Source organism: Roseivivax halodurans JCM 10272, from assembly GCF_000521785.1.
GTDB classification, from domain to species: Bacteria; Pseudomonadota; Alphaproteobacteria; order Rhodobacterales; family Rhodobacteraceae; genus Roseivivax; species Roseivivax halodurans.
The window spans coordinates 50,739-77,591 of record NZ_JALZ01000006.1 but is presented as its reverse complement, the minus strand read 5'-3'; the positions used below and the strand labels follow the sequence as shown (position 1 = coordinate 77,591).

Sequence of the window (26,853 nt, the reverse complement as noted above, 5' to 3'; positions counted from 1 at the left end):
CCTCATTCAAGGAGGCTCCTCGTGGGCAACGCTCGCAATATCGCCTTCTGGGTCGTGCTGTTTCTGCTCGTCCTGGCGCTATTCAACCTCTTCTCCGGCGGCGGCTCGACGCTGCAAAGCCGCGAGGTCAGCTACACCGAGTTCGTCGAGCGCGTCGAGGACAACGCCGTCCAGTCCGCCACGATCGATGGAGAGCGCGTCCGCTTCCGGTCCTCCGACGGCCAGGATTACATCACGGTCAAGCCCGAGGATGCGCAGGTCACCGACCTGCTTGTCGACAACGGCGTGACCGTCCGCGCCGAGCAGCAGGAGCAGTCGGGCTTCCAGTCCTTCCTGATCTCGCTGCTGCCGTTCCTCCTCCTGATCGGCGTCTGGATCTACTTCATGAACCGGATGCAGGGCGGCGGCCGCGGCGGCGCCATGGGCTTCGGCAAGTCCAAGGCCAAGATGCTGACCGAGAAGCACGGCCGCGTCACCTTTGACGACGTCGCCGGCATCGACGAGGCCAAGGAAGAGCTCGAGGAGATCGTCGAATTCCTGCGCAACCCTCAGAAATTCAGCCGCCTCGGCGGCAAGATCCCGAAGGGCGCGCTGCTCGTGGGCCCTCCGGGCACCGGTAAGACGCTGCTCGCACGTGCCATCGCGGGCGAGGCGGGCGTGCCGTTCTTCACCATCTCGGGCTCCGACTTCGTCGAGATGTTCGTCGGCGTCGGCGCGTCCCGCGTTCGGGACATGTTCGAGCAGGCCAAGAAGAACGCGCCGTGCATTGTCTTCATCGACGAAATCGACGCCGTCGGTCGCAACCGTGGCTCGGGATATGGCGGCGGCAACGACGAGCGCGAGCAGACGCTGAACCAGCTTCTCGTCGAGATGGACGGCTTCGAGGCCAACGAGGGCGTCATCATCGTGGCCGCGACCAACCGCCGCGACGTGCTCGATCCGGCGCTGCTTCGCCCCGGCCGCTTCGACCGCCAGATCACCGTGCCGAACCCCGACATCAAGGGTCGCGAGAAGATCCTCGGCGTGCATGCCCGCAAGACCCCGCTCGGTCCGGATGTCGACCTGCGCATCATCGCGCGCGGCACACCCGGCTTCTCGGGCGCTGATCTCGCCAACCTCGTGAACGAGGCGGCGCTGATGGCGGCGCGTGTGGGCCGGCGTTTCGTCACGATGGTCGATTTCGAGAACGCCAAGGACAAGGTGATGATGGGCTCGGAGCGCCGCTCCATGGTCCTCACCCCCGAGCAGAAGGAGAAGACCGCGTACCACGAAGCAGGGCATGCCGTCGTCGGCCTGTCACTTCCGCAATGCGATCCGGTCTACAAGGCGACGATTATCCCGCGGGGCGGCGCGCTCGGCATGGTGGTCTCGCTTCCCGAGATCGACCGCCTCAACTGGCACAAGTCGGAATGCGAGGAGAAACTCGCGATGACGATGGCCGGCAAGGCGGCCGAGATCATCAAGTACGGCGACGACATGGTGTCGAACGGCCCGGCCGGCGACATCCAGCAGGCGTCCGCCCTCGCACGCGCCATGGTCCTGCGCTGGGGCATGTCGGACAAGATCGGCAACATTGACTATTCCGAGGCGCACGAGGGCTACCAGGGCAACACCGCGGGCCTGTCGGTCTCGGCGCATACCAAGGAGCTGATCGAGGCGGAGGTGCAGCGCTTCATCACCGAAGCTTACGAGCGCGCCTACAACATCCTCAGCGACCGCAAGACCGAATGGGAGCGTCTGGCCCAGGGGCTTCTCGAATACGAGACGCTCACCGGCGAGGAGATCAAGCGCGTGATGAACGGCGATCCGCCGAGTGCCGGCGACGACGGCGCGGGCACGCCTGTGATCGAGGACGACAAGCCGAGCGTCACCGCGATCCCCAAGACCAAGCCGAAGTCCAAGCCCGCGGGCGATGGCGGATTGGAGCCTGAACCGTCCGCATGACCGATCTGCAAGAACCGGACTGGGACCCCGGGACCTATTACAGGTTCCGGGGTCTTCGACTGAGACCCGCCCTCGACCTGCTGCGTACGGTCGGACCTCTGCCCGACGGCGATATCGTCGATCTCGGATGCGGCGACGGCGCCGTGGGGCCTGCGCTCGGGCAGCTCCGGCGCCCTCTGATCGGCGTAGATTCGAGCCCGGCGATGCTGGAGCATGCCCGCCGCACTGGCGTCTATGCCGAGGTGATCGAACAGGATCTCGCGGAGTGGCGCCCCAAGGCTCCCCCCGCGCTCATCTTCGCCAACGCCTCGCTCCACTGGGTCGGCAATCATCCGGAGCTGATCCCCGATCTCGCCCGGTCGCTCGCACCGGGGGGCGTGCTCGCCGTGCAGCTTCCGAACCAGAACAACGCGCCGTCGCACCGCCTCTGGGTGCAGATCGCCGACGAGATGTTCCCCGGAAAGGTCGATCCGAAACGGCGTCCGCGCATCCTGCTTCCGGCCGAATATTTCCGCATGCTCGCCGAATTCGGCCGCGTCACGGTGTGGGAGACCGAGTATTACCAGGAGCTTGCGCCCGACGGCGAGGGTCATCCGGTGCGCCGGTTCACGGAAGGCACCTATGCGCGGCCGATCATGCATCCCTTGGACGAGCGTGAGCGGGCCCAGTTGATCGCCGCCTACGAAGCCTCGATCGGCAAGGCCTATCCGAAGGATGCACAGGGAACCGTCCTTTTCCCCTTCCGCCGTCTCTTTTTCACGGTGCATCTACACTAGTCTCACGCAGCCATGACGCCCGAGCGTCTGGACTCGGGGTGACAGGCGGCGGATATCGTGCCGCCGGCCGCCAAGGAGACGTGAATGCCCGCCCTGATGCCTACCGAGTTCATGGCCACGATCGTGTGGCTCGGCACAGTGCCACCCGATGCATCCGGCATAAGATCGAGCGGAACCGCCCGGATTTTCCTGGGGTGGGACGGGCCTCGGGGCGACCGCCACGCCGGCGTGACGCGCCTGTCCTGCAGCCGCGTGCTGTTGCAGCATCCGCGGGGAACGGAAATCCGGAACGTCCGTCAGCTCGCCATCGTCTCGGCCGAGGAAATGGCCGAGATCGCCGAGCGCATGTCGCTGGGCGCGGTGGCTCCCGAATGGCTGGGCGCGACGATGGTGGTCGAGGGACTACCCGATCTCACCAATCTGCCTCCGTCCTCGCGCCTGCAGGGACCGGACGGAACGACGCTCGTCGTCGACATGGCGAACAGGCCCTGCAATCTGCCCGCCCGCGAGATCGCGCAGGAGCACGAGGTGGCGGGCAAGCGCTTCAAGGCCGCTGCCAAGGGACGTCGGGGCGTCACGGCATGGGTAGAGCGACCGGGCGAGCTTGGGCTTGGGGACGTGTTGCGGCTGCACGTGCCCGACCAGCCGGTCTGGGCGCATCACGAGGCGCTGCGCTCCTGAGGGTCAGGGATCGACGGGAACCATCGTTCCGGTCAGGAGCGCGATCTGCCGCTCGGCCCCGTCCGTCACCGCGAAGACCTCTCCCAGAACAACGATGAGCCTGCGGCCGGGCTTCATCACCCGGCCGCGCGCGATCAGTCGATCGCCGCGAGCTGGCGCGAGAAGGTTGGTCTTGATCTCGGACGTCACCACCTCGCGGTCCTCGGGAAGGATCGATAGCGCCGCGTACCCCATCGCGCTGTCGCCGATCGAGAAGGTGAGGCCGGCATGGCCGAAGCCATGCTGCTGCGTCGCAATATCCAGCACCGGGGCCTCGATCTCGCAGGCGCCGGCGTCGCAGGAGAGGAGCCGCGCGCCCAGCGTGGCCATCATCGCCTGCCGGTCGAAACTGGCCTGGCAGCGGGGCTGGATCATGTGCCCGTCCGGGCCTGGACCGCCGCGCGGGGCATCGGGATGCGCACGGGTTTCGGGCCGCAGAGGATCGCGTGCGCGTCGGGCGCCATGAGATCAGACAGCGTCGGGCTGTCCGTCCGGAGACCGCCGGTATATGCGCCGTAGGCGGGCAGGATCAGCCGCTCGGCGTCCAAGAGAAAGCAGGGGCGCGAGATCATCCTGCCGCGCAAAGCCAGCCTCGCCTTCGGGTGGTAATGCCCGGAGATCTCGCCGCCTGGGTCCGGGCGGGCGATGTGGCGGAAGGTCAGGGGACCGAGGCCGAGGTCGGCCCGGGTCTCGCCGCCGAGGCCTGCGGTCCCCGGGTCGTGATTGCCTTCGATCCACGTCCAGCGTCGCGCGCCAGCAAGATCGGCGATGCGCGACCGCTCCTCCATCGGCAGATGGGCCCGGATATCGGCCGTGTCGAAACTGTCGCCGAGACAGATCACATGGGCCGGCGAAGTTGCGGCGATGTCGCGCTCGAGCCGCCCCAGCGTCTCGCGAGCGTCATAAGGCGGCAGCGCCGCGCCGCCGGTTGCCGAGAGCCGCGCGCATTTCCCGAGATGCAGATCCGACACGACGAGCACGCTTCGAGCCGGCCAGTGCAACGCACCGGAGCCGAGCGCTTCGAGATGCTCTCCGCGGAAATCGAAGGACAGTCGGTTCATGCTTTGTCTGATCGCCCGTGGCGAGTGCCGGTGCAAGGGGGCTTGTGCCGGCGCGGCCGACCGCCTCCTCCGGCGGGATACTTTTGTCGAGACGACGCAGCATGTTCGGGGGAAGGCTGCTGCCGCGCGAGGCACTCGGCATCCGTTTGGTGAATTGCGTCACCACGGCACCCGCCAGACGGGTTTGGCTGGCGCGTCGATCCCGGCGAGGCCCGATGCGTCGAGGAGGCGGGTGACCTCTTCTTCGAGGAGGCGCTCGTCCGCGGTGCCCTTGATCGGCACCCGACCGGGTTCGAGGAAAAGCGGTGCGGAGAGCGGCGTGATGCGCGAGAGCCGCAAGAGGTCGATCCGGTCTTCGACACGCGCGGCCATCTCGCGGATCCGGTCGAAATCGACGAGGCCGCGCATCGCCTCCTCGCGGGTGATCTGCATGAGCAGGTGGTCGGGGTCGTACTTGAGCAGCGTGTCGTAGAGGATGTCCGACGACATCGTGGCCTGCTTGCCGGACTTGCGCTGGCCACCCACCTGACGCTCCAAGAGGCCGGCGATATGCGCCGAGGCCCGGAAGGTGCGCTTCATCACCGCGTTGCCCGCGAGCCAGCCGTCGAGGCCCGCCTCAAGCCGGTCGATGTCGAAGAGGGGCGTTGGATTCGTGACCGCGTCGAGCCCCCAGATCAGCGTTGCGTAGTCCGTGGCGACGAAGCCCATGGGCGCGAGACCCTCTTCCTCCATGCGCTTTGTGAGCAGGAGGCCGAGCGTCTGCATCGCGTTACGGCCCGCGAAGCCGTAAACGACGAGCTGTTCGCGGCCGTCATGGGGGAAGCTCTCGATGAGCAGGCGCCCGGGCTGCGGCAGGCGCGAGACCTCGCGCTGGAGGCGCAGCCAGTCGGCGGTGTGTTCGGGCAGTTCCGGCCAGTCCGCCTGCTGGCACATCTCGACGATCCGGTGCGAGAGCTGCGTGGAGGTCGCGAATTTCGTGCCCATGAAGGTGGCGATCTTGGGCTTCTGCGCGGCGTCCCGGCTGACCTCGACGGTCATCTCGCGCAGGCCTTCATAGCGCACGATCTGGCCGCCGATGAGGAACGTGTCGCCCTTGGTGAGCGTCGCGGCGAAGCCTTCCTCGACCTCGCCGAGCGGTTTGCCGCCGCGGCCGCGCATCCGGACCTTGAGCGTGTCGGTGTCCTGGATCGTGCCGATGTTCATGCGGATGCGCTGCGCCGAGCGGGGATCGCGCAGCTGCCAGAGTCCGTCCTCGCGCTGCAGGATCCGCCGCCACTGGTCGTAGGCGCGGAGCGCGTAGCCCCCGGTGGCGCAGAAATCGAGGCAGGCGTCGAACTCGGCCCGGGTGAGCCCGGCATATGCCCCGGCCGAGATCATCTCGGCATAGAGCATGTCGGCGTCGAACGGTCCCGCGCAGGCGGCGATGAGGATGTGCTGGCAGAGCACGTCGCGGGGGCCGGGGCCGCGCGGATCGCCGTCGAGATCGCGCGCGCGCACCGCGTTCAGGGCGGCGACGCATTCCACCACCTCGAAGCGATTGGCGGGGACGAGCAGCGCCTTCGACGGCGCGTTGTAGCGGTGGTTGGCGCGGCCGATCCGCTGGACGAGTCGCTTGACGTTCTTGGGCGCGCCGACCTGGATCACGAGGTCCACGTCGCCCCAGTCGATGCCGAGGTCCAGACTGCCGGTGCAGACGATGGCGCGCAGATCGCCCGCGACCATCGCCGCCTCCACGCGCTCGCGCTGTCCGCGGTCGAGCGAGCCGTGATGGATTCCGATCGGCAGGCCCTCGTCGTTGGCGAGCCAGAGGTGGTGAAAGAAGATCTCGGCCTGCGCGCGGGTGTTGTGAAAGATGAGTGTTGTCTTGTGCTTGCGGACCTCATCGAGCACGGCGGGGATCGCGTATTTCGCGCCGCCGCCGGACCAGGGCGGGGGCGTATCCGTCACCAGCATCTCGATGTCGGGGTCGGGTCCGGGATCCGCCTCGAGGATTTCGGTTCGGTCGGGATGGCGGGCGAGGAGCCGCGCGATGGCCTCGGGGTCGTCCACGGTGGCCGACAGGCCGACGCGCCGCAGGTCGGGGCAGAGCGTCTGCAGGCGGGCGAGGGCGAGCATGAGCTGATCGCCGCGCTTGCTTTCGGCAAGGGAGTGGATCTCGTCGATGACGACGCGTTTGAGGCCCGCGAACATGCGGGGGGCATCCTCGTAGGAGGTCAGGAGCGCGAGGCTTTCGGGGGTCGTCAGCAGGATATGCGGCGGATCGGCGCGCTGGCGTTTCTTCTGCGTTGCGGTGGTGTCGCCGGTGCGGTCCTCGACGCGGATGTTGAGGCCCGCCTCCTCGATCGGAGTGCGCAGGTTGCGCTTGATGTCGGCCGCGAGCGCCTTGAGCGGCGAGACGTAGAGCGTGTGCAGGCCGGGGGCGGGGGCCTCGCTAAGCTCCGAGAGAGTCGGGAGAAATCCCGCCAGCGTCTTGCCGCCTCCGGTCGGGGCGATGAGCAGGAGCGCGGGCGCCGAGGCGCGGTCGAGCATCGCTTGCTGGTGGGGATGCATCTGCCATCCGCGGGCGTCGAACCATCTCTGGAGCTTTTGTGGCAAGTCGGTCATGGGCGGCAATCTATGCGGCGCGGGCCGGAGGCCAAGCGGGCTTGTGTATCGGCGGGTTCGAGGGCAGGAGGGGGCCCATGATCTCGCGTCGACATATCCACGAAGGCACTGTTTCGGAAGCGTTTTATTCGGAATGCGAGCGGTATCGCTACGGATTGTCCCGGGTCTGGGACGAGAGCGTGCCGCCGGTGCTTTTCGTCATGCTGAACCCCTCGACGGCGACCGAGCTGGCCAACGATCCGACCATCCATCGCTGCGAGACGCGGGCGCAGCGGATGGGCGCGGGCGGGGTAAGTATCGCCAATCTCTTCGCTTTTCGGGCCACCAAACCGTCCGATCTTAAGCGTGCCGAGGATCCCGAGGGGCCGGAGAACGCGGCGCTTCTGGCCGATTGGCACGACAGGGCGGCGTGGACCATCGCGGCCTGGGGCGTGCACGGGGGCTTTCGAGAGGCGGGGCAGAGAGCGGCGCGGAGCATGGCGGATCTCTGGCATCTGGGGACCACCAAGGACGGTCACCCACGGCATCCTCTGTACGTTTCTTACAAAATCGACCCTGTTTTGTGGTTAATTTCGGATAGATACGCGCCACTTCCGGCAGCCTGAGGCTTCTCCGGGATTTCCCTTTGCGGTCCGGAGCGATTCGCCCTATACGCGCCCATCCAGCCCCGGCGGCCGGATCTCTCCATGGGCCCTGCTGGACGACATCCCGGCTTGCGCCATCACCGAAACACGTATCCGAAAGGAGATCCCGATGTCGATCACGCAGGAAGACAAGCAGAAGGTCATGAAGGACTTCGCGACCAAGGACGGCGACACCGGTTCGCCCGAGGTTCAGGTCGCCATCCTGACGACGCGCATCACCGCGCTGACCGAGCACTTCAAGACGCACCACAAGGACAACCACTCGCGCCGTGGCCTCCTGAAGCTGGTCGCGCAGCGCCGCAAGCTGCTCGACTACCTCAAGGGCAACGACGAAGAGCGGTATCGCACGCTGATCGGCAAGCTGGGCATCCGCCGCTGATCGAGCGCCGATAATGCGGGCCCCGCGCCCGACGGAGAAGGACCGCAGATGCGGTCCTTTTTCGTTTGTAACGCCGAATTTGCGGCATTCGGGCCGATCCGACGCGGAACCGCTGCGGTCTGCCGGCAGTTTCTGAGGTGCCGGCGGAGAAGCGTATGACGCAAGACAAGCGTCCGGAGGAGAACCTGACATGATCATCACACGCAAGTTCGCGCTCGTCGCGGGCACCGCACTCGTTATGGCTGGTGCCGCGCATTCCCAATCTTCGGAAACGAGCGAGACGACCTCTTCGGAGAGCATGGCCGGAAGCGGCGGGCAGACCGCCAGCGCAGGGCAGGGATCGGCGGACATCACCTGCGCCGAGTTCCTCGTGCTCGATACCCCGGCTCAGGGCCAGATCCTGATGCCGATCATGCCATCCTCGAGCGGCGCCGCCGGCCAGACCGGCGAGGCCATGTCGGAAGGCATGGAGGGTGGTGCGACGGGCACCGACGGAATGGACGGAACGCAGAGCGGCGAAAGCACGACCGCCAGCTCCGACGGGTCCTCGGGCAGCATGTCGGGCGATACCGCCGAAGGTGGCACGACGACCATGTCGTCCGACAGCGGAAGCGATACCGATCTCGGAACGTCCGACACGACTGCAGGCACCGTGGGCGCCGGCGATGTCGAGGACGGCTCCGGCACCACGACCGCCGAAACCGAGGTCGAGCCGGGCACGACCGAGATGGATTCGGCGACCGTCGGTGCGGACAATGCTGGCAGCTCCGGCAGCATGAGTTCGGACGACAGCGACATGGCATCCGGCAGCGACACGTCCGGCAGCTCCATGTCGGGCGATACGGACATGGCGTCCGGCAGCGGCACGTCGGGAAGCTCCATGTCGGGCGACAGCGGCATGGGCTCGGGCGGCGAGATGAACGACGTCCACCTGACCGCGCTCGTGACCGGCGTATTCGAGGTCTGTGGCACGGACGGCGAGCAGAGCGTGCAGGACGCGATGAATTCGGCTGCGGAAGAGGCGCAGACGAGCGTCAACTGATCCCGGCACAGAGTATGCGAAGAGGGGCGGTCTGCGGGCCGCCCTTTTTCATTGGGAGGGACCGCTACCGAATGGCGGTTTCATCGCAGGCGGTTTTGCGTTAGAGGCGAGCCATCTGAGACGTGGCGCCCGGGCCCCGGCGCCGTGAAGGATAGGATAATGGGGCCGGCGGCAATGGGGCCGCCACATGCAACGGGAGACTTGGCATCCGGCCAAGGGCGCTCCCAGCTAGGATACGCTGATGTTCAACGTAACGAAAAAGTCGATGCAGTGGGGAGAAGATACCCTCACGCTCGAAACCGGCAAGGTCGCGCGCCAGGCCGACGGCACCGTCATCGCCACTCTGGGCGAGACCTCTGTCATGGCCAACGTGACGTTTGCCAAGCAGCAGAAGGAAGGCCAGGACTTCTTTCCGCTGACCGTCCACTACCAGGAAAAATACTACGCCGCGGGCAAGGTGCCCGGCGGCTTCTTCAAGCGCGAGGCGCGGCCGACCGAGAAGGAAACGCTGACCGCGCGCCTGATCGACCGTCCGATCCGTCCGCTGTTCGTGCCGGGCTTCAAGAACGAAGTCTTGGTGATGTGCACCGTGCTGAGCCATGACCTCGTCAACGATCCGGATATCGTGGCGATGATCGCGGCCTCGGCGGCGCTGACCATCTCGGGCGCGCCCTTCATGGGGCCGATCGCGGGCTGCCGCGTGGGCTACGAGGGTGGCGAATACGTGCTCAACCCCGATGTCGAGGACATGCAGGGGCTGCGCAACAATCCCGACCAGAAGCTCGACCTCGTCGTCGCCGGCACCAAGAACGCCGTCATGATGGTCGAATCCGAGGCCTACGAGCTTACCGAGGAAGAGATGCTGGGCGCGGTGAACTTCGCGCACGAGCAGATCCAGCCGGTCGTGGACCTCATCGTCGACCTCGCCGAGGACGCCGCGAAGGATCCGTTCGACTTCACGCCGCCGGATTACTCCGCGCTTTCGGACAAGGTGAAGTCGCTCGGCGAAGCCAAGATGCGCGACGCCTACGCGATCACCGACAAGCTCGAGCGTCAGGCGGCGGTGTCGTCCGCGAAAGAGGCCATCAAGGCCGAGCTTTCCGAGGACGAGCTTGCCGATCCGAACCTCGGCTCCGCGCTCAAGAAGCTCGAGTCGACCGTCCTTCGCGCTGACGTGGTGAAGAACAAGCGCCGCATCGACGGGCGTGCGCTCGACGAGGTGCGTTCGATCGAGGCCGAGACCGGCTTCCTTCCGCGGACCCACGGCTCGGCGCTCTTCACGCGCGGCGAGACGCAGGCGCTGGCGGTCACCACGCTCGGCACCGGCGACGACGAGCAGATCATCGACGCGCTGCACGGGAACTTCCGCTCGAACTTCCTGCTGCACTACAACTTCCCGCCCTACTCGGTCGGCGAAGCAGGTCGCGTGGGCCCTCCGGGACGCCGCGAGATCGGTCACGGCAAGCTCGCATGGCGCGCGCTGCAGGCAGTCCTGCCGGCGGCGACGGACTTCCCCTACACGATCCGCGTCGTGTCGGAGATCACCGAATCCAACGGCTCGTCCTCGATGGCCTCCGTCTGCGGCGGTTCGCTGTCGATGATGGATGCGGGCGTTCCGCTGACCGCGCCGGTTGCCGGCGTCGCCATGGGCCTCGTGCTCGAGGATGACGGCGACTACGCGATCCTGACCGACATCCTCGGCGACGAGGATCACCTCGGCGACATGGACTTCAAGGTCGCGGGCACCGAGAAGGGCATCACCTCGCTGCAGATGGACATCAAGGTCGCGGGCATCACGTCCGAGATCATGTCCAAGGCGCTGGCGCAGGCCAAGACCGGCCGGCTGCACATCCTCGGCGAGATGAACAAGGCGCTGAGCGAAGTCGGTTCCTTCTCGCAGCACGCGCCGCGGATCGAGACCATGACCGTGCCGCAGGACAAGATCCGCGAAGTCATCGGCTCGGGCGGCAAGGTCATCCGCGAGATCGTCGAGACGTCGGGCGCGAAGGTCGACATCAACGACGACGGCGTGATCAAGATCGCGTCCTCGAGCGGGGAGGCGATCCAGAAGGCCTACGACATGATCTACTCGATCGTGGCGGAGCCGGAAGAGGGCAAGGTCTACAAGGGCCGCGTCGTGAAGATCGTCGATTTCGGCGCCTTCGTGAACTTCTTCGGCAAGCGCGACGGCCTCGTGCATGTCAGCCAGATCAAGCCGACGCGCCTCAACCATCCGTCGGATGTGCTGAAGGAAGGCCAGGACGTCTGGGTCAAGCTTCTAGGCTTCGACGATCGCGGCAAGGTGCGCCTGTCGATGAAGGTCGTCGATCAGGAGACCGGCGAAGAGGTCACCGAAGAGAAGAAGGAAGAGCCGGCCGAGGAGTGATCCTCACCGCCTTCCCATCGTGAGAGCGCCCCGGACCCGCAACGGTCCGGGGCGTTTTCGTTTTTGCTGCGGTGGTCTGGTCACAGAAAACCCCGGCGCGGGGGCCGGGGCTTTCGTTGGGTCTTTGAATGTCTGCGGGCTTGCCGCCCTTCGACTCAGCGCTGTTTGCGCTGGAAGTCCCACACGATGACGGCGCCGGACAGGGTTGCTGCTGCGATGATGGCGTAGGTGATGATGTCGACGAACATGGGCTTGATCCTGGCCATGGGTGGGTTCTGCGGTCTCACCGGTCAGATAGGTGTGATGGAGAGAAAAGCAGACTTTGAGAGCGGCTTTTTGAGATCCAAAAGCGACCTGTCGGGAATTTTCTTTCCGGGCGGCCCTCGGTTCGGGCAATCGGCGTGAAAATGTCCTTGCGGGAGCGGGCGTTACGGAATTGTCCGCAGGGATGTCCGCGCCGGCCCGTGAGCCGGCGCGAAGTCGCGATCAGGCCGCGTCCTTGTTGATCTCGGTCTTGCCGAGCTTCGAGAGCTTCTCGTCCGCCGCGTATTCCTGCTTGAGGTTGCGGCCGAGAAGATCGGCGACCTCGGGATGGCCGAGTTCCTTGGCCCAGGCGACGAGCGTTCCGTAGCGCGTGATCTCGTAATGCTCCACGGCCTGCGCCGCGGCGATCATGCCGGCATCGCGCGCGGTGCCTTCGTCGGTCTCGTCCATGATCTCGGAGCCTTCCTCGAGGATGCCCTCGATCGCCTCGCAGGTGACGCCCTTGACCTTGAGGCCGAGGCTCTCGAACACCTTCTTGAGGTTCTCGATCTGCTCCTCGGTCTCTTCCTCGTGTTCCTCGAAGGCGGCCTTGAGGTCGGAATCGGTCGCCTTCCGGGCCATCTTGGGCAGGGTCTTCAGGACTTGCTTCTCCGCGTAGTAGATGTCGCGCAGGAAGTGTTCGAACAATCCGCTGAGATCTTTCATATCGCGTCTCCTTCTGGATGCGATGTCCCCGGAACACCATTGCCCCGGGGGCTCTGCGGCGGAAACCGCATCATACGGGAGACGTTCCCTCGGGCCTCCGCCGGTTCGCGTTTCGCAATCGGGGCGGCTTCGGCAGGAACGTGCCGGGGGCTTCCTGCCCCTCACGCCGCCTCCTTGTTCACCTCGGTCTGGCCGAGCTTCGAGAGCTTCGCATCCGCGGCGTGTTCGCGCGCGAGATTGGCGCGCAGCTGTTCCGCGATGTCGGATTTTCCGAGCTCGTCGGCCCAGGCGATGAGCGTGCCGTAGCGGGCGATCTTGTAGTGACCAAGCGTCTGGGCGGCGGCGATGAGGCCCGCGTCGCGGGTTTCGCACTTTGCGGCCTCGCTCATGAAGAGCCCGCTTTCGACGAGGATGGATCCGATGGCCGGGCAGAGGCCGGGCTTTGCCGCGATCCCGAGCGTGGCGAACACCTCGGTCAGCACGTCGATCTGTGCCTGCGTGTCCCGGCGGAGCTGTTCCAGCGCCGCGCGGAGGTCGTCGTCCGATGCCTTTCCCGACATCGTCGGCATTGCCGTCAGGATCTGGTGCTCGGCGCAGTACATGTCGCCGAGGATGTACGTGAAAAGGTCACCAAGGTCTTTCATTGGTTCTCTCCCATCGCGTGGTGCTGGACGGTCTCGTCGTCACGCGTGAGATGGTAACCAGCTACCGATCATAGCGTTCCGCAGGGTCCGGCCCGAAAGATGCGAGAAGGCGCGGGAAGCCGCTCACGAAGCGCGCAACGCCCCGCCGGTGAGGGCGGGGCGCTGGAAATTGTCAATTCGGATCAAAGGGTTCAGTCGGGCAGGGCGTAGACGGCCAGCTGGTCGCCGACCTGATCCTTGATGATCGAATTCCCGCCGGCGGTGAAGGCGACATATTGCTTGCCCTCATGCTCGAAGACCGCGGGGTTCGACACGGCGGGGGCCATGACGTTGTCTTCCCAGAGCTCCTCGCCGGTCTCGACCGAATAGGCGCGGACCTTGGCGTCCATCGAGGCGCCGATGAAGATCAGGCCGCCCGCGGTGACGGCCGGACCGCCGATGGTGGGCGAGCCCATGCTCTCGGGCATGTAGAAGCCGTATTTCTGCGACGCGCCCATGGGGCGGGTCCAGAGCGTCTCTCCGGTCTTCATGTCGATGGCCCGGATGTCGCCGTAGGGCGGCTCCCAGCAGGGCATGCCGAGCCAGTTGAGCGGCACGTAGAGCTCGAAGCCGTAGGGCGATCCGGTCTGCGGGTAGAAGCCGACCTCGTTGCCGGAGCCGCCCGCCTCTTCGTCGTATTCCTCGCGCTCGTAGAGCTTGAGCATCTGCACCGCGCGGGACGAGTTCACGATCGCGATCTGGTTCTCGGGATCGTAACCGACGCCACCCCATTGCTGGCCGCCGAAGGTCGCCGGATAGACGAGCGTGCCGGAGCCTTCGGTGGTGAGCGGGGTGAAGACGCCCTCGTAGCGGGCGTTGTCGAAGATGCGGCTGCACTTGCCGAGCGACAAGAGGTCGGCGATCCACCAGGCCTCGGGCCGGTTCTCGAGATCGACGACCGGTTCGGGAACGGTGGGCACCGGCTGGGTCGGGCTCAGCTCCTCGCCTTCGATGTTCTGGTCGGTCGGAACCTCGATCTCCTCGACGGGCCAGATCGGCTCGCCGGTTTCGCGGTTGAGCGCCCAGAGCGTGCCCATCTTGGTCGATTGCAGGAGAGCCGGGATCTCCTCGCCGTCGACCGTGATGTCCATGAGGGTCGGGGCCGCGTTGGTGTCGTAATCCCAGACGTCATGATGCACGTACTGGTAGGACCAGACGACCTCGCCCGTCTCGACGTCCACGGCGGTGGTCGAGGTGGCGAGCGGGATGTCCTCGGTGCGGTTGCCGCCCCAGTAGTTCGGGGAGGGCGAGGAGACCGGCAGGTAGACGAGCCCCAGCTCCTCGTCGGCGCTCATATGCGTCCAGACATTCGCGGTGCCGGTGCGCTCGCGCACGTCCTCGGGCAGAAGCTCGACCGTCCATTCGAGCTCGCCGGTCCGCGGATCGACCGAGAAGACGGTGCCCGGAGGCGCGGTTTCCCATTCCCAGTCCTTGCCGGCCCAGCCGATGACGACGTGGTCGCCGACGATGGTCGGCGGCTGCAGGAGCGAGAGGGGCCAGCGGTCCTCGGTCTCGTTCCACTGGTTGACGTTGAGCACGCCGTTCTCGCCGAAGCTTTCGCAGGGCTGTCCGTCTTCCGCGTCGATGGCGAAGAGCTGCGCGTCCATCGTGCCGAGATAGACGATCTTCTGGCAGGCCTCGCCATCGACCGGGTTCTCGGCCTCCCAGTAGGAGACGCCGCGGTTCTTGAGGGCGGGCTGGGTCAGGGCCTCGAGCGTCGACTGGCTGTCGAAGCTCCAGACCTCCTCGCCCGTCGCAGGATCGAGGGCGATGACGCGGTAGAAGGGCGTGCCGATGATCAGCAGGCCGTTCGCATAGATCGGAGTGGCGGACCAGACGGTGGCGGGGCGCTCGCCCGAGCCGTCCGAGACGTCGCCGGTATGGTAGTCCCACACCTTCTCGAGATCGCCGACATTGTCCGCGTTGATCTGGTCGAGAGGCGAATATTTCTGCGCGCTGAGCTGGCCGTGGAAGCCGGTCCAGGTGGGTTCCGTGGGAACGATCGGGGAGGGCGTGCGCGGCGCTCGTGCCTGCTCCGTGCCCTCGGATGCGTCGGTGGCCGTCCCGGTCGGGGCTTGGTCGGCCTCGGGCGTGCCGGTTTCCGTCGCGCTGCCCTCGTCGGGATTGGTCTCTTGCGCCTCCGGGGACGTGGCGCTGCCGGAATCTGCGCCGTCGCCGGTGGCCTCGTCGGTGGTCGCGTCGTCCTCATCCGAGGCGGCGTCCGGCTGCCCGGACGTGTCGTTGTCGTCCGCGCTGTCCTGGATCCCGGTATCCTCGGTGGCATCGCTCGACGGGGCCTGATCGCCGTCCTGCTGCGCGTCGCCGGAACCGGTGTCCGACGGTAGGTCCTGGGCGGGCTGCTCCTCCTGCGCGGGAAGGGCGATGGGGGCGAAGCCGAGTGCGGCGGTGAGGGCGATGACGCTGGTCGTGCGGATCATGCTGTGGCTCCTTGGGTCTTGCGGACGGGACCGATGCCCGCGAGCACCACACCCACGAGGGCGACGAGCATCGCCAGCATGATCCACCAGCCGTGGAGGAAGAAGGCCGCGAGCGCCGTGCCGAGGATGCCGAGCACCGTGAGCCAGCGCCAGACCGCGCTGCCTGTGGCCATCATGAGGAGGCCGCCGAGCGCGACGGCGAGAGAGGCGGCGAGCACGATGAGCGCGCCGATCGTGCCGGTCACGCCGCTCAGCGGCGTAAGGAAGAGATAAAGCGCGATGGCTGCTCCCGCGAGGCCGGCGAGGACGATGAGCCCCGAGCCCAGGGGAGAGCGGCGTTTCAGGCGGTCAGGCATGTGAGACTCCCCAATGTGTCTGCATTAGGAAAATCACGGGTTCCGCCGATTGTTCCGATAGAAATGCGCAAGTTCCCGCTGACGTCGGGACAGTCTCTCTGAAATTTGCGCGATCACACCATTTCGATGACGCCCTTGTCGACCGCGAGCACGTAACCGCGGCGGGCGATCGTCTTGACGATGAGCTCCGAGACGAGCTGGTTTCCGAGCCCGTCGCGCAGGCGCTTGATGCGGGTGGCGCCGGCGGCCTCGTCGCAATCCTCGGCCGGGCGGCCCGAGATCATGCCCTCGATCTGCGCGCCGGTGAGCATGTCGCCGTCGAGCCGGGCCTCGGCGAGGATGGCCAGCGTCTCCATCATCGCCTCGGTGAGCTTGAAGCCCATCGTGTTGAGATAGACCGTGTTCTCCTCGCGGCTGACGATCAGTGAGGAGATGTCGATGCCCGAGCGCTCGATCTCGGCCATGCGGCGGTTGAGCGTGACCAGCATCACGAGGAAGACCAGTGCGGCGATCATCAGCGCGGTGGCGAAGACCATCAGCACGAAGATCGTCATCCGGTAGGAGGCGAGCGTCTCCGAAAAGGCGGTGCCGGACTGGGCGAGGATCTCGAGAAGCTTGACCTCGGCCTGCGTGGTGAGATCGTCGTTCGCGATGAAGAGCTGCTCGACCCGCGCGTTGAAGGCGCCCGCGTCGGGCAGGGTGAGCAGCAGCCACGCGCCCGCGCCGAGCAGCAGCGCCACGATGGCGGCGATGCCGAAGGCGACGATCCGCGTGCCCGAGCGCCGCGCGTCAGTAGCGGAGGAAGTTCTGGCCGGCACTGTCCCGTCTCTCCTCGAGGCCGTTGTCGTCGAAGACCGACACGATGTTCAGAAGCTGCCAGCCGGCCTCGGCGAGGCGGGGCCGGAGTTCGGCCGCGGCGGCGTTGGCGTTGCAGGCGCCTGCGATCTCGGCGACGCCGTAATGGAGCCGCAGGGGATCGTCCTGCTTGGCCTTGTAATCGGCGTAGCAGGCCGCCTGTGCGGTGGCGGGCGCCATGAGCGCCAGGAAGAGCAATGGTCTCAACATGCGGCGAGAGTGGCGGCGGGGCGGCGGAAAGACAATAACCGCGCGGCGCCGAGCGGGCCGTTATTCCATAGCGCCCGGGTGAAATTGCGAGGCGGCGCGGGGAGGGTGAGGCTTTCGGGACATTCCGGCGGCGGCCGCGACGGCGCGCCGCGCTTCCGAACAAGGAGATCCAGACATGCTCTGCCGAACCCTGATCCTCGCCGGTGCGCTTGCGACCGCCCTGGTGCCGATGTCGTCCGTTCCTGCGCGTGCGGCCGATGCCGCGGACGTCGCCAAGATCGTGGGCGGCATCGCCACGCTCTACATCGTCGGCCGCGCCGTCAGTCAGGCACGCGCGGACGATGACGACGACGATGACGACGACGACGACGACAAGAAGCGCGACCGGCGCGAGGCGGAGAACCGGGAGCACGACCGCAGATCGTGGACGCCTGACGATCGCTTCGACCGGGGGCGGGATCGCTGGCACGAGGGTCGCAGGTCCAGGGGGCATGACGGCTGGCACGGTGGCGGCGATCGCTGGGGCGATCGCGGCCACCGGGCCGACCGCGGGCCGGGGCGGTATGGTGCGATCGGGGGCGCTCGGCACATGACGCTGCCGGTCGCGTGCCAGGGGACGATGCATGTGCGCCACAAGGGGCCGCAGGTCGTGATGGGGCCGGGCTGCCTTGCCCGTGCGGGCCATTCCTGGCGGGATCTGCCGCAGCAATGCCGGGTGACGGTGCGGACTCGGGACGGACTTGCGCAGGCCTACAACTCGGTGTGCCTGCAGCGGGCGGGTTACCGCATCCGCCGCTGAGCGTCTGGCGCGGCCTTGCGTCTTGCGCTACCCCGCGCGGCATGGAGCCGGACGACACATTCGAGCGTGCGCTCATCGCGCGCGGGGACGCCCCGGTGGCCGGGGTCGACGAGGTGGGACGCGGGCCGCTGGCCGGTCCGGTCATCGCGGCGGCGGTGCTTTTCGATCCCGCGGCGCTGCCCGAGGGGCTGATGGATTCCAAGGCGCTCGGCCCGAAGCGGCGCGAGGCGCTCGCCGCGCATATCCGCGATCATTGCGAGAGCGGGGTCGGCGTCGCCTCGGTCGAGGAGATCGATGCGCACAACATCCTCCGCGCCAGCCACATCGCGATGATGCGGGCGGTCGCGGCGCTGCCGCGCGTGCCGGCACATCTGCTCATCGACGGGCCGCTCTGCCCGCGGACCTGCGAGCTGCCGAACACCTGCCTCGTGAAGGGGGACGGGCGCTCGGTGTCGATCGCGGCGGCGAGCATTCTCGCCAAGGTGGTGCGCGATGCCCTCATGCGGGATTTGGCGCAACAATTTCCCGGCTACGGCTGGGAGACCAACATGGGATACCCGTCTAAAAACCACAGATCGGCGCTGCAAAATCTCGGTGTGACCCCACACCATAGACGGAGCTTTGCGCCCGTGCGCAACATCTTGTATCAAGAAGATTTGCCAAGTCCCTGATTCAAAAACCTAATTGACCGCGAATCACCAATGACTCATTCTCGTCTCGAACCGCATTAGAGCGCCCGTCAGAGGCGCCGGGTATCGAGGCAGAGAATGACGAAGATGGACCGGATGACGAGCGCCGCCGCGCTCCCACTGAACACGATCCTGGCAGGAGACTGCGTGGAGGCGATGGCGTCGCTGCCGGATGCCTGCGTCGACCTGATCTTTGCCGATCCGCCCTACAATCTTCAGCTGCGCGGCGATCTGCGCCGGCCGGACAATTCCCGCGTCGACGCGGTCGACGACGACTGGGACCGCTTCGCGAGCTTCGAGACCTACGATACCTTCACCCGGACCTGGCTGCGCGAGGCGCGCCGGGTGCTGAAGCCCGACGGCGCGATCTGGGTGATCGGCTCCTACCACAACATCTACCGAGTCGGCGCGGCGCTGCAGGACGAGGGCTACTGGCTTCTCAACGACGTGATCTGGCGCAAGTCGAACCCGATGCCGAATTTCCGCGGCAAGCGGCTTACCAATGCGCACGAGACGCTGATCTGGGCCTCGCGGTCGGAAGGGGCGAAATACACCTTCAACTACGAGGCGCTGAAGGCGCTCAACGAGGGCATCCAGATGCGCTCGGACTGGGTGCTGCCGATCTGCTCGGGCGGGGAGCGGCTGAAGAATGCGGACGGGGTGAAGGCGCATCCGACGCAGAAGCCGGTGAGCCTTCTGCATCGCGTGCTCGTCGGATGTTCGAAGCCGGGTGACGTGGTGCTGGATCCCTTCTTCGGGACCGGGACGACTGGCGCCGTCGCCAAGATGCTCGGCCGCGACTGGATCGGGATCGAGCGGGATGCGGGCTATCGCGAGGTCGCCGAGGCGCGGATCGCGGGCGTGCGCAAGTTCGACAAGGCGGCGCTCGAGGTCTCGCGTCCGAAGCGGGCCGAGCCGCGGGTGCCCTTCGGGCAGCTGGTCGAGCGCGGCATGCTGCGCCCCGGAGAGACGCTGGTGTCGAGCACCGGCAAGAGCGCCAAGGTGCGCGCCGACGGAACGCTGGTGGGGCTCGACGTAAAGGGCTCGATCCACCAGGTCGGTGCGGCGCTCGAAGGGGCGCCCTCGTGCAACGGCTGGACCTACTGGCATTTCGTCAAGGACGGGCAGACCGTGCCGATCGACGTGCTGCGCCAGCAGATCCGTTCGGAGATGGCCGAGCACGGCTGACCCTCGCCTTCAGGAGAATTCGGTTACCGCCAGCGCCCGGCCTCGCGGCCCGCGGCGCCACTCGCCCCGTCTGCGCGTTGCAGGCGGGGTTTTTTGTGCCGGCGCTGCCGTGTCGGTACGCGCCTTCGGGGAGCGGTGTGGCCTTCGGGGCGCCTTCCCGGGTCACTTGCTTGACCCCGGCGCGCCAGCGCTGTCTCGTGCGGCCGAACGTCACGGGAGCCGTCATGGACATTCGCGCCATTCTCGCAGGTCTCGCCTTTGCGGCGATGTGGTCATCCGCCTTCACATCCGCACGGATCATCGTCACCGCGGCGCCGCCGCTCTCGGCACTGGCGCTGCGCTTCCTGCTGTCGGGACTGATCGCCGTGGTCATCGCCAGGGCGCTGGGCCAGTCGATGCGGCTGACGCGCCAGCAATGGCGGGCGACGATCGTCTTCGGGATCTGCCAGAACACGCTCTATCTGGGGCTCAACTTCGTTGCGATGCAGACGGTTCAGGCGTCGCTGGCGGCGATCATCGCCTCGACCATGCCGCTCATGGTGGCCTTCGCAAGCTGGGTCGTGTTCCGCGAGAAGCTTCCGCCGCTGGGCGTCGCGGGGCTCGTGGCGGGGGTCACCGGCGTCGGGCTCATCATGGGCGCGCGGCTCTCGGGCGGGATCGACGGCTTCGGGCTGATGCTCTGCCTGCTCGGCGCGATGTCCCTGACGGTGGCGACGCTGGCGCTGCGCACGGCAAGTTCGGGCGGAAACCTTCTGATGGTCGTCGGGCTGCAGATGCTGGTCGGAGCGGCCGCGCTCGCGGTCCCCGCGGCGTTCGAGGAGCATGTGGTCGCGATGTCCTGGCCGCTCTTCTGGGCGTTCCTCTACACGACGCTGGTGCCGGGGCTGCTCGCCACGCTGGTCTGGTTCTGGCTCGTCGGGCAGATCGGCGCGACGCGGGCGGCGACCTTCCACTTCCTCAACCCGTTCTTCGGGGTCGCGATCGCCGCGCTCTTTCTCGGCGAGCAGATGGGCCCGCTCGACGCTCTCGGCGTCGCGGTCATCGCGGGCGGCATCCTGGCGGTGCAGATCAGCCGCGCCCAGGCCAAGACCCGGGCCGCGGCGCAGGCGTGAGGATCAGATGCTCATCCGCTCGACGCGGGAGCGCATCTCTTCGGCCTCGTGGCGGGCATCGCGCAGACCCTCCATCGCGGCGGCCAGCTCGGCCTCGGTCTGGGCGAGTTGGTTGGTGAGCTCGGCCTCGCGCTGCTGGAGGTAGGTGATCGCCTGATCGCGCGTCTCCTCGGCCTCGTGCAGCTCCTGGCTCATGCGCTCGAGCTCGTTCACGTCCGCCTGGCTGACGCGCGTGAAGCGGTGCACCAGCCAGTTGGCGAACCAGCCGAGGCAGAATGCCACGAACAGGATGATCGCTGTGGTGAAAATGAACTCAGTCCTGTTCATCCTCCGGCCCTTCCTCGGCGCTTGTTTCAGCCTCGTCGGTGGCCGTGGCCTCCGTCAAGGCTTCTTCGCCCGTCGGGGCAGGATATTCAATGTCTTCCGTCGGTGTCTCGCCCTCGGGAGTTTCGGGCGTCTCCGGCTCGATGAGGTGGAACTCGATCCGGCGGTTCGCCTCGCGGCCCGCTTCGGTGTCGTTGTCGGCGATGGGCTCTGCCTCGCCGTAGCCTTCGGCGTCGTAGGAGGCGGTCAGAACGCGGCGCTGGCGCAGCTGGTCGAGCACCGCTTCGGCGCGCTGCTGTGACAGCTGCTGGTTCATCACCTCGCGGCCCTGGCTGTCGGTGTGGCCCTGGATCTCGAGCGGGATGTCGCCGCAGATCTTCAGAAGGTCGGCGACCTCGTCGAGGATCTCCTTGGCGGAGACGTCGAGCGTGGCCGAGCCGGGCTCGAAGGTGATCTTGCGGGCGCCGATGATCTGGCGGACCTGATCGACGCATTCCGCGGGCGTCGGGATGCCGAGCGTCGGATCGAGCTTCTCCTCGTAGGTCAAGTCGATCTCGAAGGCGTCGGGGCCGAACTTTTCCGACAGGAGCGCCGTGATCTCGGAATTGGCCTCGGCATTGCCGGTGCGGCCGCCGACGGTGACGATCTCGGGGGTGACGCGCACCTCGCCGTCGGCGAGCATCGACAGCGCCTCGAGCCCGGCGAGAACGCGGGCGGACCAGCCGTCGGGCAGATCGTCGTCGATGCGGGTGCCGACGCGAACCGCCTCGGATCCGAAGCGGGCGCGGGCGTAGCTGTCGGCGGTGGTGCGCGACATTTCCGATTCCATGCGGCCGCGCAGCTGCACCTTGCCCTCGGTGCCGAGCGTCGCGACGAACTCCGTCGGCCCGTCATCCTCGGGATCCTCGGGTTCGGGCAGGACCGCGTCGAGCACGAAGGGCGCCGACAGGGCGGCTTCGAGGTCGCCGACAACCGTGTCGAACGTGTCGGGCGCGGTGCCCTGCGCGGCGATCAGCGAGACGTCCGCATTCGAGAGCGTCAGCTCGCCGCCCCCGAGGCGCGCGAGCGCGGCGATGCCGGCCGAGGCGGCGTCGCCCCAGGAAGGCGAGGGAACGCCGAGGCCGATGACGCAGCCGGGAGTGCCCTTGGCGCCGGCCTCTTGGGCCGCGGCGAGGATCGCGTCCCTGGCGGTTTCGGTATTGGCCGAGCAACTGTCGAAGCGGGCGCCCCGATCGTCGATGACGAAGCGCAGAGTGAAGGGCGAGATGACCGGCCGGGGGGCGGTCAGGTCGAGGGCGAGCGCGATGCCTTCGGGGGCCGCGCCTTCGAGAGCGGCGGAGACCTCGCGCCGTTCCTCGACGCTGTTCGTCATGGCCTGGACCGACACTACGCCGGTCGCGGCGGAGATCTTGGCGCGGGGCAGGTCTTCGAGCGCCTGCGTCGCGAGATCCATGGCAGCATCCCAGCCCTCGGGAACGGGAAAATCAGCCGTTTCGAGCAGGTCCGACACGCCCTCGGGGTCGCCGATGATGCCGGCCACGGTCTTGATCAGGATCTCGCGGTCGTAATCGGCGGGCACGAGACCGATCAGCTGCACCTCGTCGCCGTTGCGCAGGATCTCGACCGAGAAGCGCGGCGGCTTGATGTCCTCGGCCTCCTCGACCAGCGTCTCGTCGATGACGCGGGCGGCGTCGACGACCTTGCCGGCGGCCGAGACGGCGCGGAAGCGTTCGGATTCGGAGGGAGCGGTGCCGTGCACGAAGACCTGAAGTCCGTTCGCATCGACCCCGGCCCAGTCGATTCCCTCGCTCGTCAGCCGGTTCTCGACGCCGGCGATCGAGCCCTGCTCGACCATGCGGACCGAAAAGACCGCGGCGACGGCGCAGGCTGCGGCTGCTGTCGTGAAGGTGCCGGCGAGGATCGCGACGGAGGAAAGGCGCATGTCAAGACCGTTTGTGTCATCGTCTGTCGCGACGTGATACGCGCGACACGCAATCTCTGCAATCAGACGAGGCAGGCGGCGGCGAAAAACAGCACCGCGAGGAGCCCCGCATCGCGGTTCGAGCGGAAGAGGCTGAGGAGCCGGTCGTGATCGTCGAGCTTCACCCGCCCGAGCTGCCAGAGCATGTGGGCCCCCATGGCCAGAGGTGCGCCGAGCGCGATGACGAGCGCGAGGGTTCCCCCGGCGGGGGAGGCGACGATCACCGCGAGGCCCATCAGCAGGACACACGCCACGAGGAAGACGCGCAGCGCCGCCGGGGTCGCGTCGCCGAAGAGGCGGGCGGTGGACTTCACCCCGATGAGCGCGTCGTCCTCCTTGTCCTGATGCGCGTAGATCGTGTCGTAGAAGAGCGTCCACGCCATGCCCGCGACGTAGAGCAGCACCGCCGGCCATCCGAGCGATCCGCCATGGGCCGTCCAGACGAGCAGCGCGCCCCAGTTGAAGGCTAGGCCGAGGAAGATCTGCGGCCAGTAGGTGAAGCGCTTGGCGAAGGGGTAGACCGCGACCGGCAGGAGCGACAGCACGCCAAGCCCGATGGCCGCCCAGTTGAAGGTGAGGAGGATCAGGAAGGCCGTCAGCGACTGCGCTACCGCCCAGCCGAGCGCCTGTTTCGCGCTGACCGCGCCCGAGGGGATGGGCCGAGAGGCGGTCCGCGCCACCGATCCGTCGATGCCGCGGTCGGTGATGTCGTTCCAGGTGCACCCGGCGCCGCGCATCAGGATCGCGCCGATGCCGCAGCCCGCGAAGATCCAGATGTCGAAAAACCGTGGATCGCCGGTCGCCGCGATCGACAGGAAGAGCCCCCACCAGCACGGCAGCAGAAGGAGCCACGTCCCGATGGGACGGTCGAGGCGCGACAGGCGGAAATAGGGTTTGAAGGCCTCCGGCGCGTACCGATCGACCCAGTTGCCCTTGTAGGCGTCGGCGACGGCGCCCTCTGGCCCTTCGCTGGCATCGGACATATGTCGGCTCCATGGCTCGTGTCCGGCTCTATGTAGATCACCCCCTTGCCGAGGGACAACCGGTTCCCCTGTCCCGCGAGGAGGCGCATTACCTCTTCGGGGTGATGCGGCTCGGGCAGGGCGCCGAGGTCGCGGTCTTCAACGGGCAGGACGGGGAATGGACCGCGCGGGTGGCCGAGGCGGGCAAGCGCGGCGGTTCGCTCGAGCCCGTGGCGCAGGCCGCGCCGCAGTCCCTGCCGCCGGATGTCTGGCTGCTCTTCGCGCCGGTCAAGAAGGCGCGCACCGACTTCATCGTCGAGAAGGCGGTCGAGATGGGCGTGCGGCGGTTGGTGCCGGTCGCGACCGATTTCACCAATTCCGAGCGCATCCGGCAGGATCGCCTGCAGGCCCATGCCAAGGAAGCGGCGGAGCAATGCGGCGCGACCTTTGTGCCGGAGGTGACGGAGCTGGCGAAGCTGCCGGCGCTGCTGTCGGACTGGCCCGAGGAAAGGCGCCTGATGTTCTGCGACGAGGCCCGCGCGGGCGGCGCCGGGGCGTTCGCGTCGGCAACGGGGGACGGTCCCTGGGCGATTCTCGTCGGTCCCGAAGGCGGCTTTTCCGAGGCCGAGCGGTCGCGCCTCGACGCGATGCCGCAGGCCCATGTCGCCGCGCTCGGGCCGCGGATCCTGCGGGCGGATACCGCGGCGGTCGCCGCTCTGACGCTCTGGCAGACGCGGTTCGGAGACTGGCGATGATCCGCCCGGGAGCCCGCGCGGCGCTCTCCCGCTGGGCCGAGGCCCTGATCGGCGGCGGCGTGATCGTGCTCGGCATCCTCTGGGCGCAGGGCTGGGGCGGCATTCTAGGGTGGACCGTCGCGATCGCCGGCGCGGCGCTCGCGGGGGCGGGCATCCAGCGTGCGCGGTTCCGGTCGGGCGGTGGCGGGCCGGGCGTCGTGCAGGTGACCGAGGGGCGGATCGCCTATTTCGGGCCGCTCGACGGCGGGATCGCGGATATCGACGCGCTGCGGAAGCTCACGCTCGATCCGACCGGCAAGCCCGCCCACTGGATCCTCGCGCGGCCCGGCGAGCCGCCGCTCGCGATTCCGCTCACCGCGACCGGGGCGGACGATCTCTTCGACGCCTTCGCGGCGCTGCCCGGCCTCGACACCGAGGCGATGCTGCGCCGCATGCGCCACCGGCCAGATCACCCGGTGGTGATCTGGCGCAGACCCGACCTGCGCGAGCGCCGACTTCCGTTGCATTGACACCCCGCGCGGTTCCCTACATCCCTCGGAACGATCAACGAGACGAACCAGCGGAGCCGCCAGACATGTCCATCCCACAATCCGGCGGCGGGCCCATCGAGCACGAGGGTCAGCTGGCCGAGTATCTCGAAGCCGGCTGCAAGCCCGAATCCGACTGGCGGATCGGCACGGAGCACGAGAAGTTCGGCTATATCAAGAAGACGCACGAACCCTTGCCCTATGACGGGCCGACCTCGGTGCGCGCGGTGCTCGAGGGCCTGCGCGACAAGCACGGCTGGACCGGCGTCTACGAGGGCGAGGCGCTGATCGGTCTCGAGAAGGACGGCGCCAACGTCTCGCTCGAACCCGGCGGGCAGCTCGAGCTCTCGGGCGCGCCGCTCGAGACGATCCACCAGACCTGCGACGAGGTGAACGCCCACCTCGCCGAGGTGCGCGACGTCGCGGACGCGGTGGGCGCGGGCTATATCGGGCTCGGCGCGGCGCCGACATGGTCCTTCGAGGACATGCCGATCATGCCCAAGGGCCGCTACAAGATCATGCGGGACTACATGGACCGCGTCGGCACGATGGGGAAGACGATGATGTTCCGCACCTGCACGGTGCAGGTGAACCTCGACTTCGGATCCGAGGCGGACATGGTCAAGAAGCTGCGGGTCGCGCTCGCGCTGCAGCCGGTCGCGACCGCGCTCTTCGCCAATTCGCCCTTCCTCGACGGAGAGGAGAACGGTCACAAGTCCTGGCGCGCGCGGGTCTGGCGCGATCTCGATGCGGATCGGACCGGCATGTTGCCCTTCGTCTTCGACGAGGGCTTCGGCTTTGAATCCTGGGCGCAATACGCGCTCGACGTGCCGATGTACTTCGTCTACCGCGACGGGCGCTACGTCGATGCGTCGGGCCAGTCCTTCCGCGACTTCCTGAAGGGCGAGCTGCCGGCGCTGCCGGGCGAGAAGCCGACGCTCAGCGACTGGGCGGACCATCTCACCACGATCTTCCCCGAGGCGCGGATCAAGAAGTTCCTCGAGATGCGCGGCGCCGATGGCGGCCCGTGGCGCCGGCTCTGCGCGCTGCCGGCCTTCTGGGTCGGGCTCATGTACCACCAGCCCTCGCTCGATGCCGCGTGGGACATCGCCAAGGGCTGGGACGCGGCGACCCGCGAGGCGCTCCGCGTCGCGGCCTCGGTCGACGGGCTGCAGGCCAAGGTCGGCGACATAGACATGCGCGAGCTCGCCCGCCAGATTCTCGAGCTTGCCGAGGCGGGTCTCAAGGCACGCGCGCGGCAGGGCGCGGGCGGCCTCCTGCCGGACGAGACCCACTTCCTCAATGCGCTCAAGGACAGCGTCGAGACCGGTCAGGTGCCCGCGGACGAGCTTCTCGCCAAGTATCGCGGCGACTGGGACGGCAATCTCGACCGGATCTTCGCCGAATACAGCTACTGACGCGCCCCGGCGCCCCTTCTTCTTATTGGAA

The 26,853-nt window shown here is 67.4% G+C and carries 26 protein-coding genes; 14 read left to right on the top strand and 12 right to left on the bottom strand.

Features of this window, described 5'->3' with window-relative positions; genetic code table 11:
* Nucleotides 1–21: 21 nt before the first annotated feature.
* The 3 genes from ftsH to OCH239_RS07605 all read left to right on the top strand — a co-directional run bounded on the left by ftsH (nt 22) and on the right by OCH239_RS07605 (nt 3,401).
* Entirely contained in the window at nt 22–1,944 is a 1,923-nt protein-coding gene (ftsH, locus tag OCH239_RS07615; RefSeq protein ID WP_037260623.1) for an ATP-dependent zinc metalloprotease FtsH, read from the top strand.
* A complete protein-coding gene (locus tag OCH239_RS07610) occupies nt 1,941–2,720 on the top strand; it encodes a methyltransferase domain-containing protein (RefSeq protein ID WP_037260620.1) in 780 nt (259 codons plus the stop codon). The genes ftsH and OCH239_RS07610 overlap by 4 nt, the downstream gene beginning before the upstream one ends.
* 84 nt (nt 2,721–2,804) lie before the next feature.
* A complete protein-coding gene (locus tag OCH239_RS07605) occupies nt 2,805–3,401 on the top strand; it encodes an MOSC domain-containing protein (protein WP_037260617.1) in 597 nt (198 codons plus the stop codon).
* Between the two features lie 3 nt (nt 3,402–3,404).
* Here OCH239_RS07605 and OCH239_RS07600 read toward each other — a convergent pair whose 3' ends face one another.
* The 3 genes from OCH239_RS07600 to OCH239_RS07590 form a co-directional block, all read right to left on the bottom strand.
* Nucleotides 3,405–3,815: a PaaI family thioesterase gene (locus OCH239_RS07600; protein ID WP_037260615.1), complete on the bottom strand. Its 411-nt coding sequence runs from the start codon at nt 3,813–3,815 to the stop codon at nt 3,405–3,407.
* Nucleotides 3,812–4,501, bottom strand: coding sequence for a ligase-associated DNA damage response endonuclease PdeM (pdeM, locus tag OCH239_RS07595; protein WP_037260613.1), 690 nt, complete (start codon nt 4,499–4,501; stop codon nt 3,812–3,814). The genes OCH239_RS07600 and pdeM overlap by 4 nt, the downstream gene beginning before the upstream one ends.
* A 159-nt stretch (nt 4,502–4,660) precedes the next feature.
* The gene (locus OCH239_RS07590) at nt 4,661–7,105 is read right to left on the bottom strand and encodes a ligase-associated DNA damage response DEXH box helicase (protein WP_037260611.1); all 2,445 of its coding nucleotides are present in this window, start codon (nt 7,103–7,105) and stop codon (nt 4,661–4,663) included.
* A gap of 77 nt (nt 7,106–7,182) precedes the next feature.
* Here OCH239_RS07590 and OCH239_RS07585 point away from each other — a divergent pair, with 77 nt between their 5' ends.
* The 4 genes from OCH239_RS07585 (at nt 7,183) to pnp (ending at nt 11,556) form a co-directional block, all read left to right on the top strand.
* Nucleotides 7,183–7,710 carry a DUF1643 domain-containing protein gene (locus OCH239_RS07585; RefSeq protein ID WP_037260609.1) on the top strand — a complete coding sequence of 176 codons (528 nt, stop codon included), beginning with the start codon at nt 7,183–7,185 and terminating at the stop codon, nt 7,708–7,710.
* A 148-nt stretch (nt 7,711–7,858) separates the two neighbouring features.
* Nucleotides 7,859–8,128 (top strand): 30S ribosomal protein S15, encoded by a 270-nt coding sequence (gene rpsO, locus OCH239_RS07580; protein WP_037260607.1) that lies wholly within the window; start codon nt 7,859–7,861, stop codon nt 8,126–8,128.
* Nucleotides 8,129–8,318: 190 nt separating this feature from the next.
* Nucleotides 8,319–9,170 carry a hypothetical protein gene (locus OCH239_RS07575; RefSeq protein WP_037260604.1) on the top strand — a complete coding sequence of 284 codons (852 nt, stop codon included), beginning with the start codon at nt 8,319–8,321 and terminating at the stop codon, nt 9,168–9,170.
* Nucleotides 9,171–9,411: 241 nt separating this feature from the next.
* Nucleotides 9,412–11,556 carry a polyribonucleotide nucleotidyltransferase gene (pnp, locus tag OCH239_RS07570; protein ID WP_037260603.1) on the top strand — a complete coding sequence of 715 codons (2,145 nt, stop codon included), beginning with the start codon at nt 9,412–9,414 and terminating at the stop codon, nt 11,554–11,556.
* A gap of 486 nt (nt 11,557–12,042) precedes the next feature.
* Here the strand turns inward: pnp and OCH239_RS07565 are convergent, their stop codons facing one another.
* From OCH239_RS07565 to OCH239_RS07540, 6 genes are all read right to left on the bottom strand, one after another.
* On the bottom strand, nt 12,043–12,525 hold the full coding sequence (locus tag OCH239_RS07565; protein WP_037260602.1) for a YciE/YciF ferroxidase family protein: 483 nt from the start codon (nt 12,523–12,525) through the stop codon (nt 12,043–12,045).
* Between the two features lie 161 nt (nt 12,526–12,686).
* The gene (locus OCH239_RS07560; protein WP_037260600.1) at nt 12,687–13,169 is read right to left on the bottom strand and encodes a YciE/YciF ferroxidase family protein; all 483 of its coding nucleotides are present in this window, start codon (nt 13,167–13,169) and stop codon (nt 12,687–12,689) included.
* Nucleotides 13,170–13,360: 191 nt separating this feature from the next.
* Entirely contained in the window at nt 13,361–15,646 is a 2,286-nt protein-coding gene (locus OCH239_RS07555; protein WP_037260598.1) for an outer membrane protein assembly factor BamB family protein, read from the bottom strand.
* Complete coding sequence (locus OCH239_RS07550) at nt 15,643–16,002, bottom strand: hypothetical protein (protein WP_037260595.1); 360 nt, start codon at nt 16,000–16,002, stop codon at nt 15,643–15,645. Before OCH239_RS07550 ends, OCH239_RS07555 begins: the two co-directional genes overlap by 4 nt.
* A gap of 113 nt (nt 16,003–16,115) precedes the next feature.
* Nucleotides 16,116–16,820 (bottom strand): winged helix-turn-helix domain-containing protein, encoded by a 705-nt coding sequence (locus OCH239_RS07545; RefSeq protein ID WP_037260593.1) that lies wholly within the window; start codon nt 16,818–16,820, stop codon nt 16,116–16,118.
* The gene (locus OCH239_RS07540; protein WP_037260590.1) at nt 16,792–17,067 is read right to left on the bottom strand and encodes a hypothetical protein; all 276 of its coding nucleotides are present in this window, start codon (nt 17,065–17,067) and stop codon (nt 16,792–16,794) included. Before OCH239_RS07540 ends, OCH239_RS07545 begins: the two co-directional genes overlap by 29 nt.
* A 175-nt stretch (nt 17,068–17,242) precedes the next feature.
* Here OCH239_RS07540 and OCH239_RS07535 point away from each other — a divergent pair, with 175 nt between their 5' ends.
* The 4 genes from OCH239_RS07535 to OCH239_RS07520 all read left to right on the top strand — a co-directional run bounded on the left by OCH239_RS07535 (nt 17,243) and on the right by OCH239_RS07520 (nt 20,855).
* Entirely contained in the window at nt 17,243–17,866 is a 624-nt protein-coding gene (locus tag OCH239_RS07535; protein ID WP_037260588.1) for a hypothetical protein, read from the top strand.
* A gap of 41 nt (nt 17,867–17,907) precedes the next feature.
* The gene (locus tag OCH239_RS07530) at nt 17,908–18,537 is read left to right on the top strand and encodes a ribonuclease HII (RefSeq protein ID WP_037260586.1); all 630 of its coding nucleotides are present in this window, start codon (nt 17,908–17,910) and stop codon (nt 18,535–18,537) included.
* 105 nt (nt 18,538–18,642) lie between these two features.
* Nucleotides 18,643–19,743: a site-specific DNA-methyltransferase gene (locus OCH239_RS07525; protein ID WP_037260887.1), complete on the top strand. Its 1,101-nt coding sequence runs from the start codon at nt 18,643–18,645 to the stop codon at nt 19,741–19,743.
* 224 nt (nt 19,744–19,967) lie between these two features.
* Nucleotides 19,968–20,855 (top strand): DMT family transporter, encoded by an 888-nt coding sequence (locus OCH239_RS07520; protein ID WP_037260585.1) that lies wholly within the window; start codon nt 19,968–19,970, stop codon nt 20,853–20,855.
* 3 nt (nt 20,856–20,858) lie between these two features.
* Here OCH239_RS07520 and OCH239_RS07515 read toward each other — a convergent pair whose 3' ends face one another.
* From OCH239_RS07515 to ubiA, 3 genes are all read right to left on the bottom strand, one after another.
* On the bottom strand, nt 20,859–21,182 hold the full coding sequence (locus tag OCH239_RS07515; protein WP_037260583.1) for a hypothetical protein: 324 nt from the start codon (nt 21,180–21,182) through the stop codon (nt 20,859–20,861).
* Complete coding sequence (locus tag OCH239_RS07510) at nt 21,169–23,121, bottom strand: OmpA family protein (RefSeq protein WP_037260581.1); 1,953 nt, start codon at nt 23,119–23,121, stop codon at nt 21,169–21,171. The genes OCH239_RS07515 and OCH239_RS07510 overlap by 14 nt, the downstream gene beginning before the upstream one ends.
* A gap of 62 nt (nt 23,122–23,183) precedes the next feature.
* Nucleotides 23,184–24,143 (bottom strand): 4-hydroxybenzoate octaprenyltransferase, encoded by a 960-nt coding sequence (gene ubiA, locus OCH239_RS07505; protein ID WP_037260579.1) that lies wholly within the window; start codon nt 24,141–24,143, stop codon nt 23,184–23,186.
* 11 nt (nt 24,144–24,154) lie between these two features.
* Between ubiA and OCH239_RS07500 the strand changes: the two genes are divergently transcribed.
* From OCH239_RS07500 to OCH239_RS07490, 3 genes are all read left to right on the top strand, one after another.
* Entirely contained in the window at nt 24,155–24,877 is a 723-nt protein-coding gene (locus tag OCH239_RS07500) for a 16S rRNA (uracil(1498)-N(3))-methyltransferase (RefSeq protein WP_037260577.1), read from the top strand.
* Complete coding sequence (locus OCH239_RS07495; RefSeq protein WP_211241972.1) at nt 24,874–25,386, top strand: hypothetical protein; 513 nt, start codon at nt 24,874–24,876, stop codon at nt 25,384–25,386. The genes OCH239_RS07500 and OCH239_RS07495 overlap by 4 nt, the downstream gene beginning before the upstream one ends.
* A 65-nt stretch (nt 25,387–25,451) precedes the next feature.
* Nucleotides 25,452–26,822, top strand: a complete 1,371-nt coding sequence (locus tag OCH239_RS07490; RefSeq protein ID WP_037260574.1) for a glutamate--cysteine ligase — start codon at nt 25,452–25,454, stop codon at nt 26,820–26,822.
* Nucleotides 26,823–26,853 lie beyond the last annotated feature (31 nt).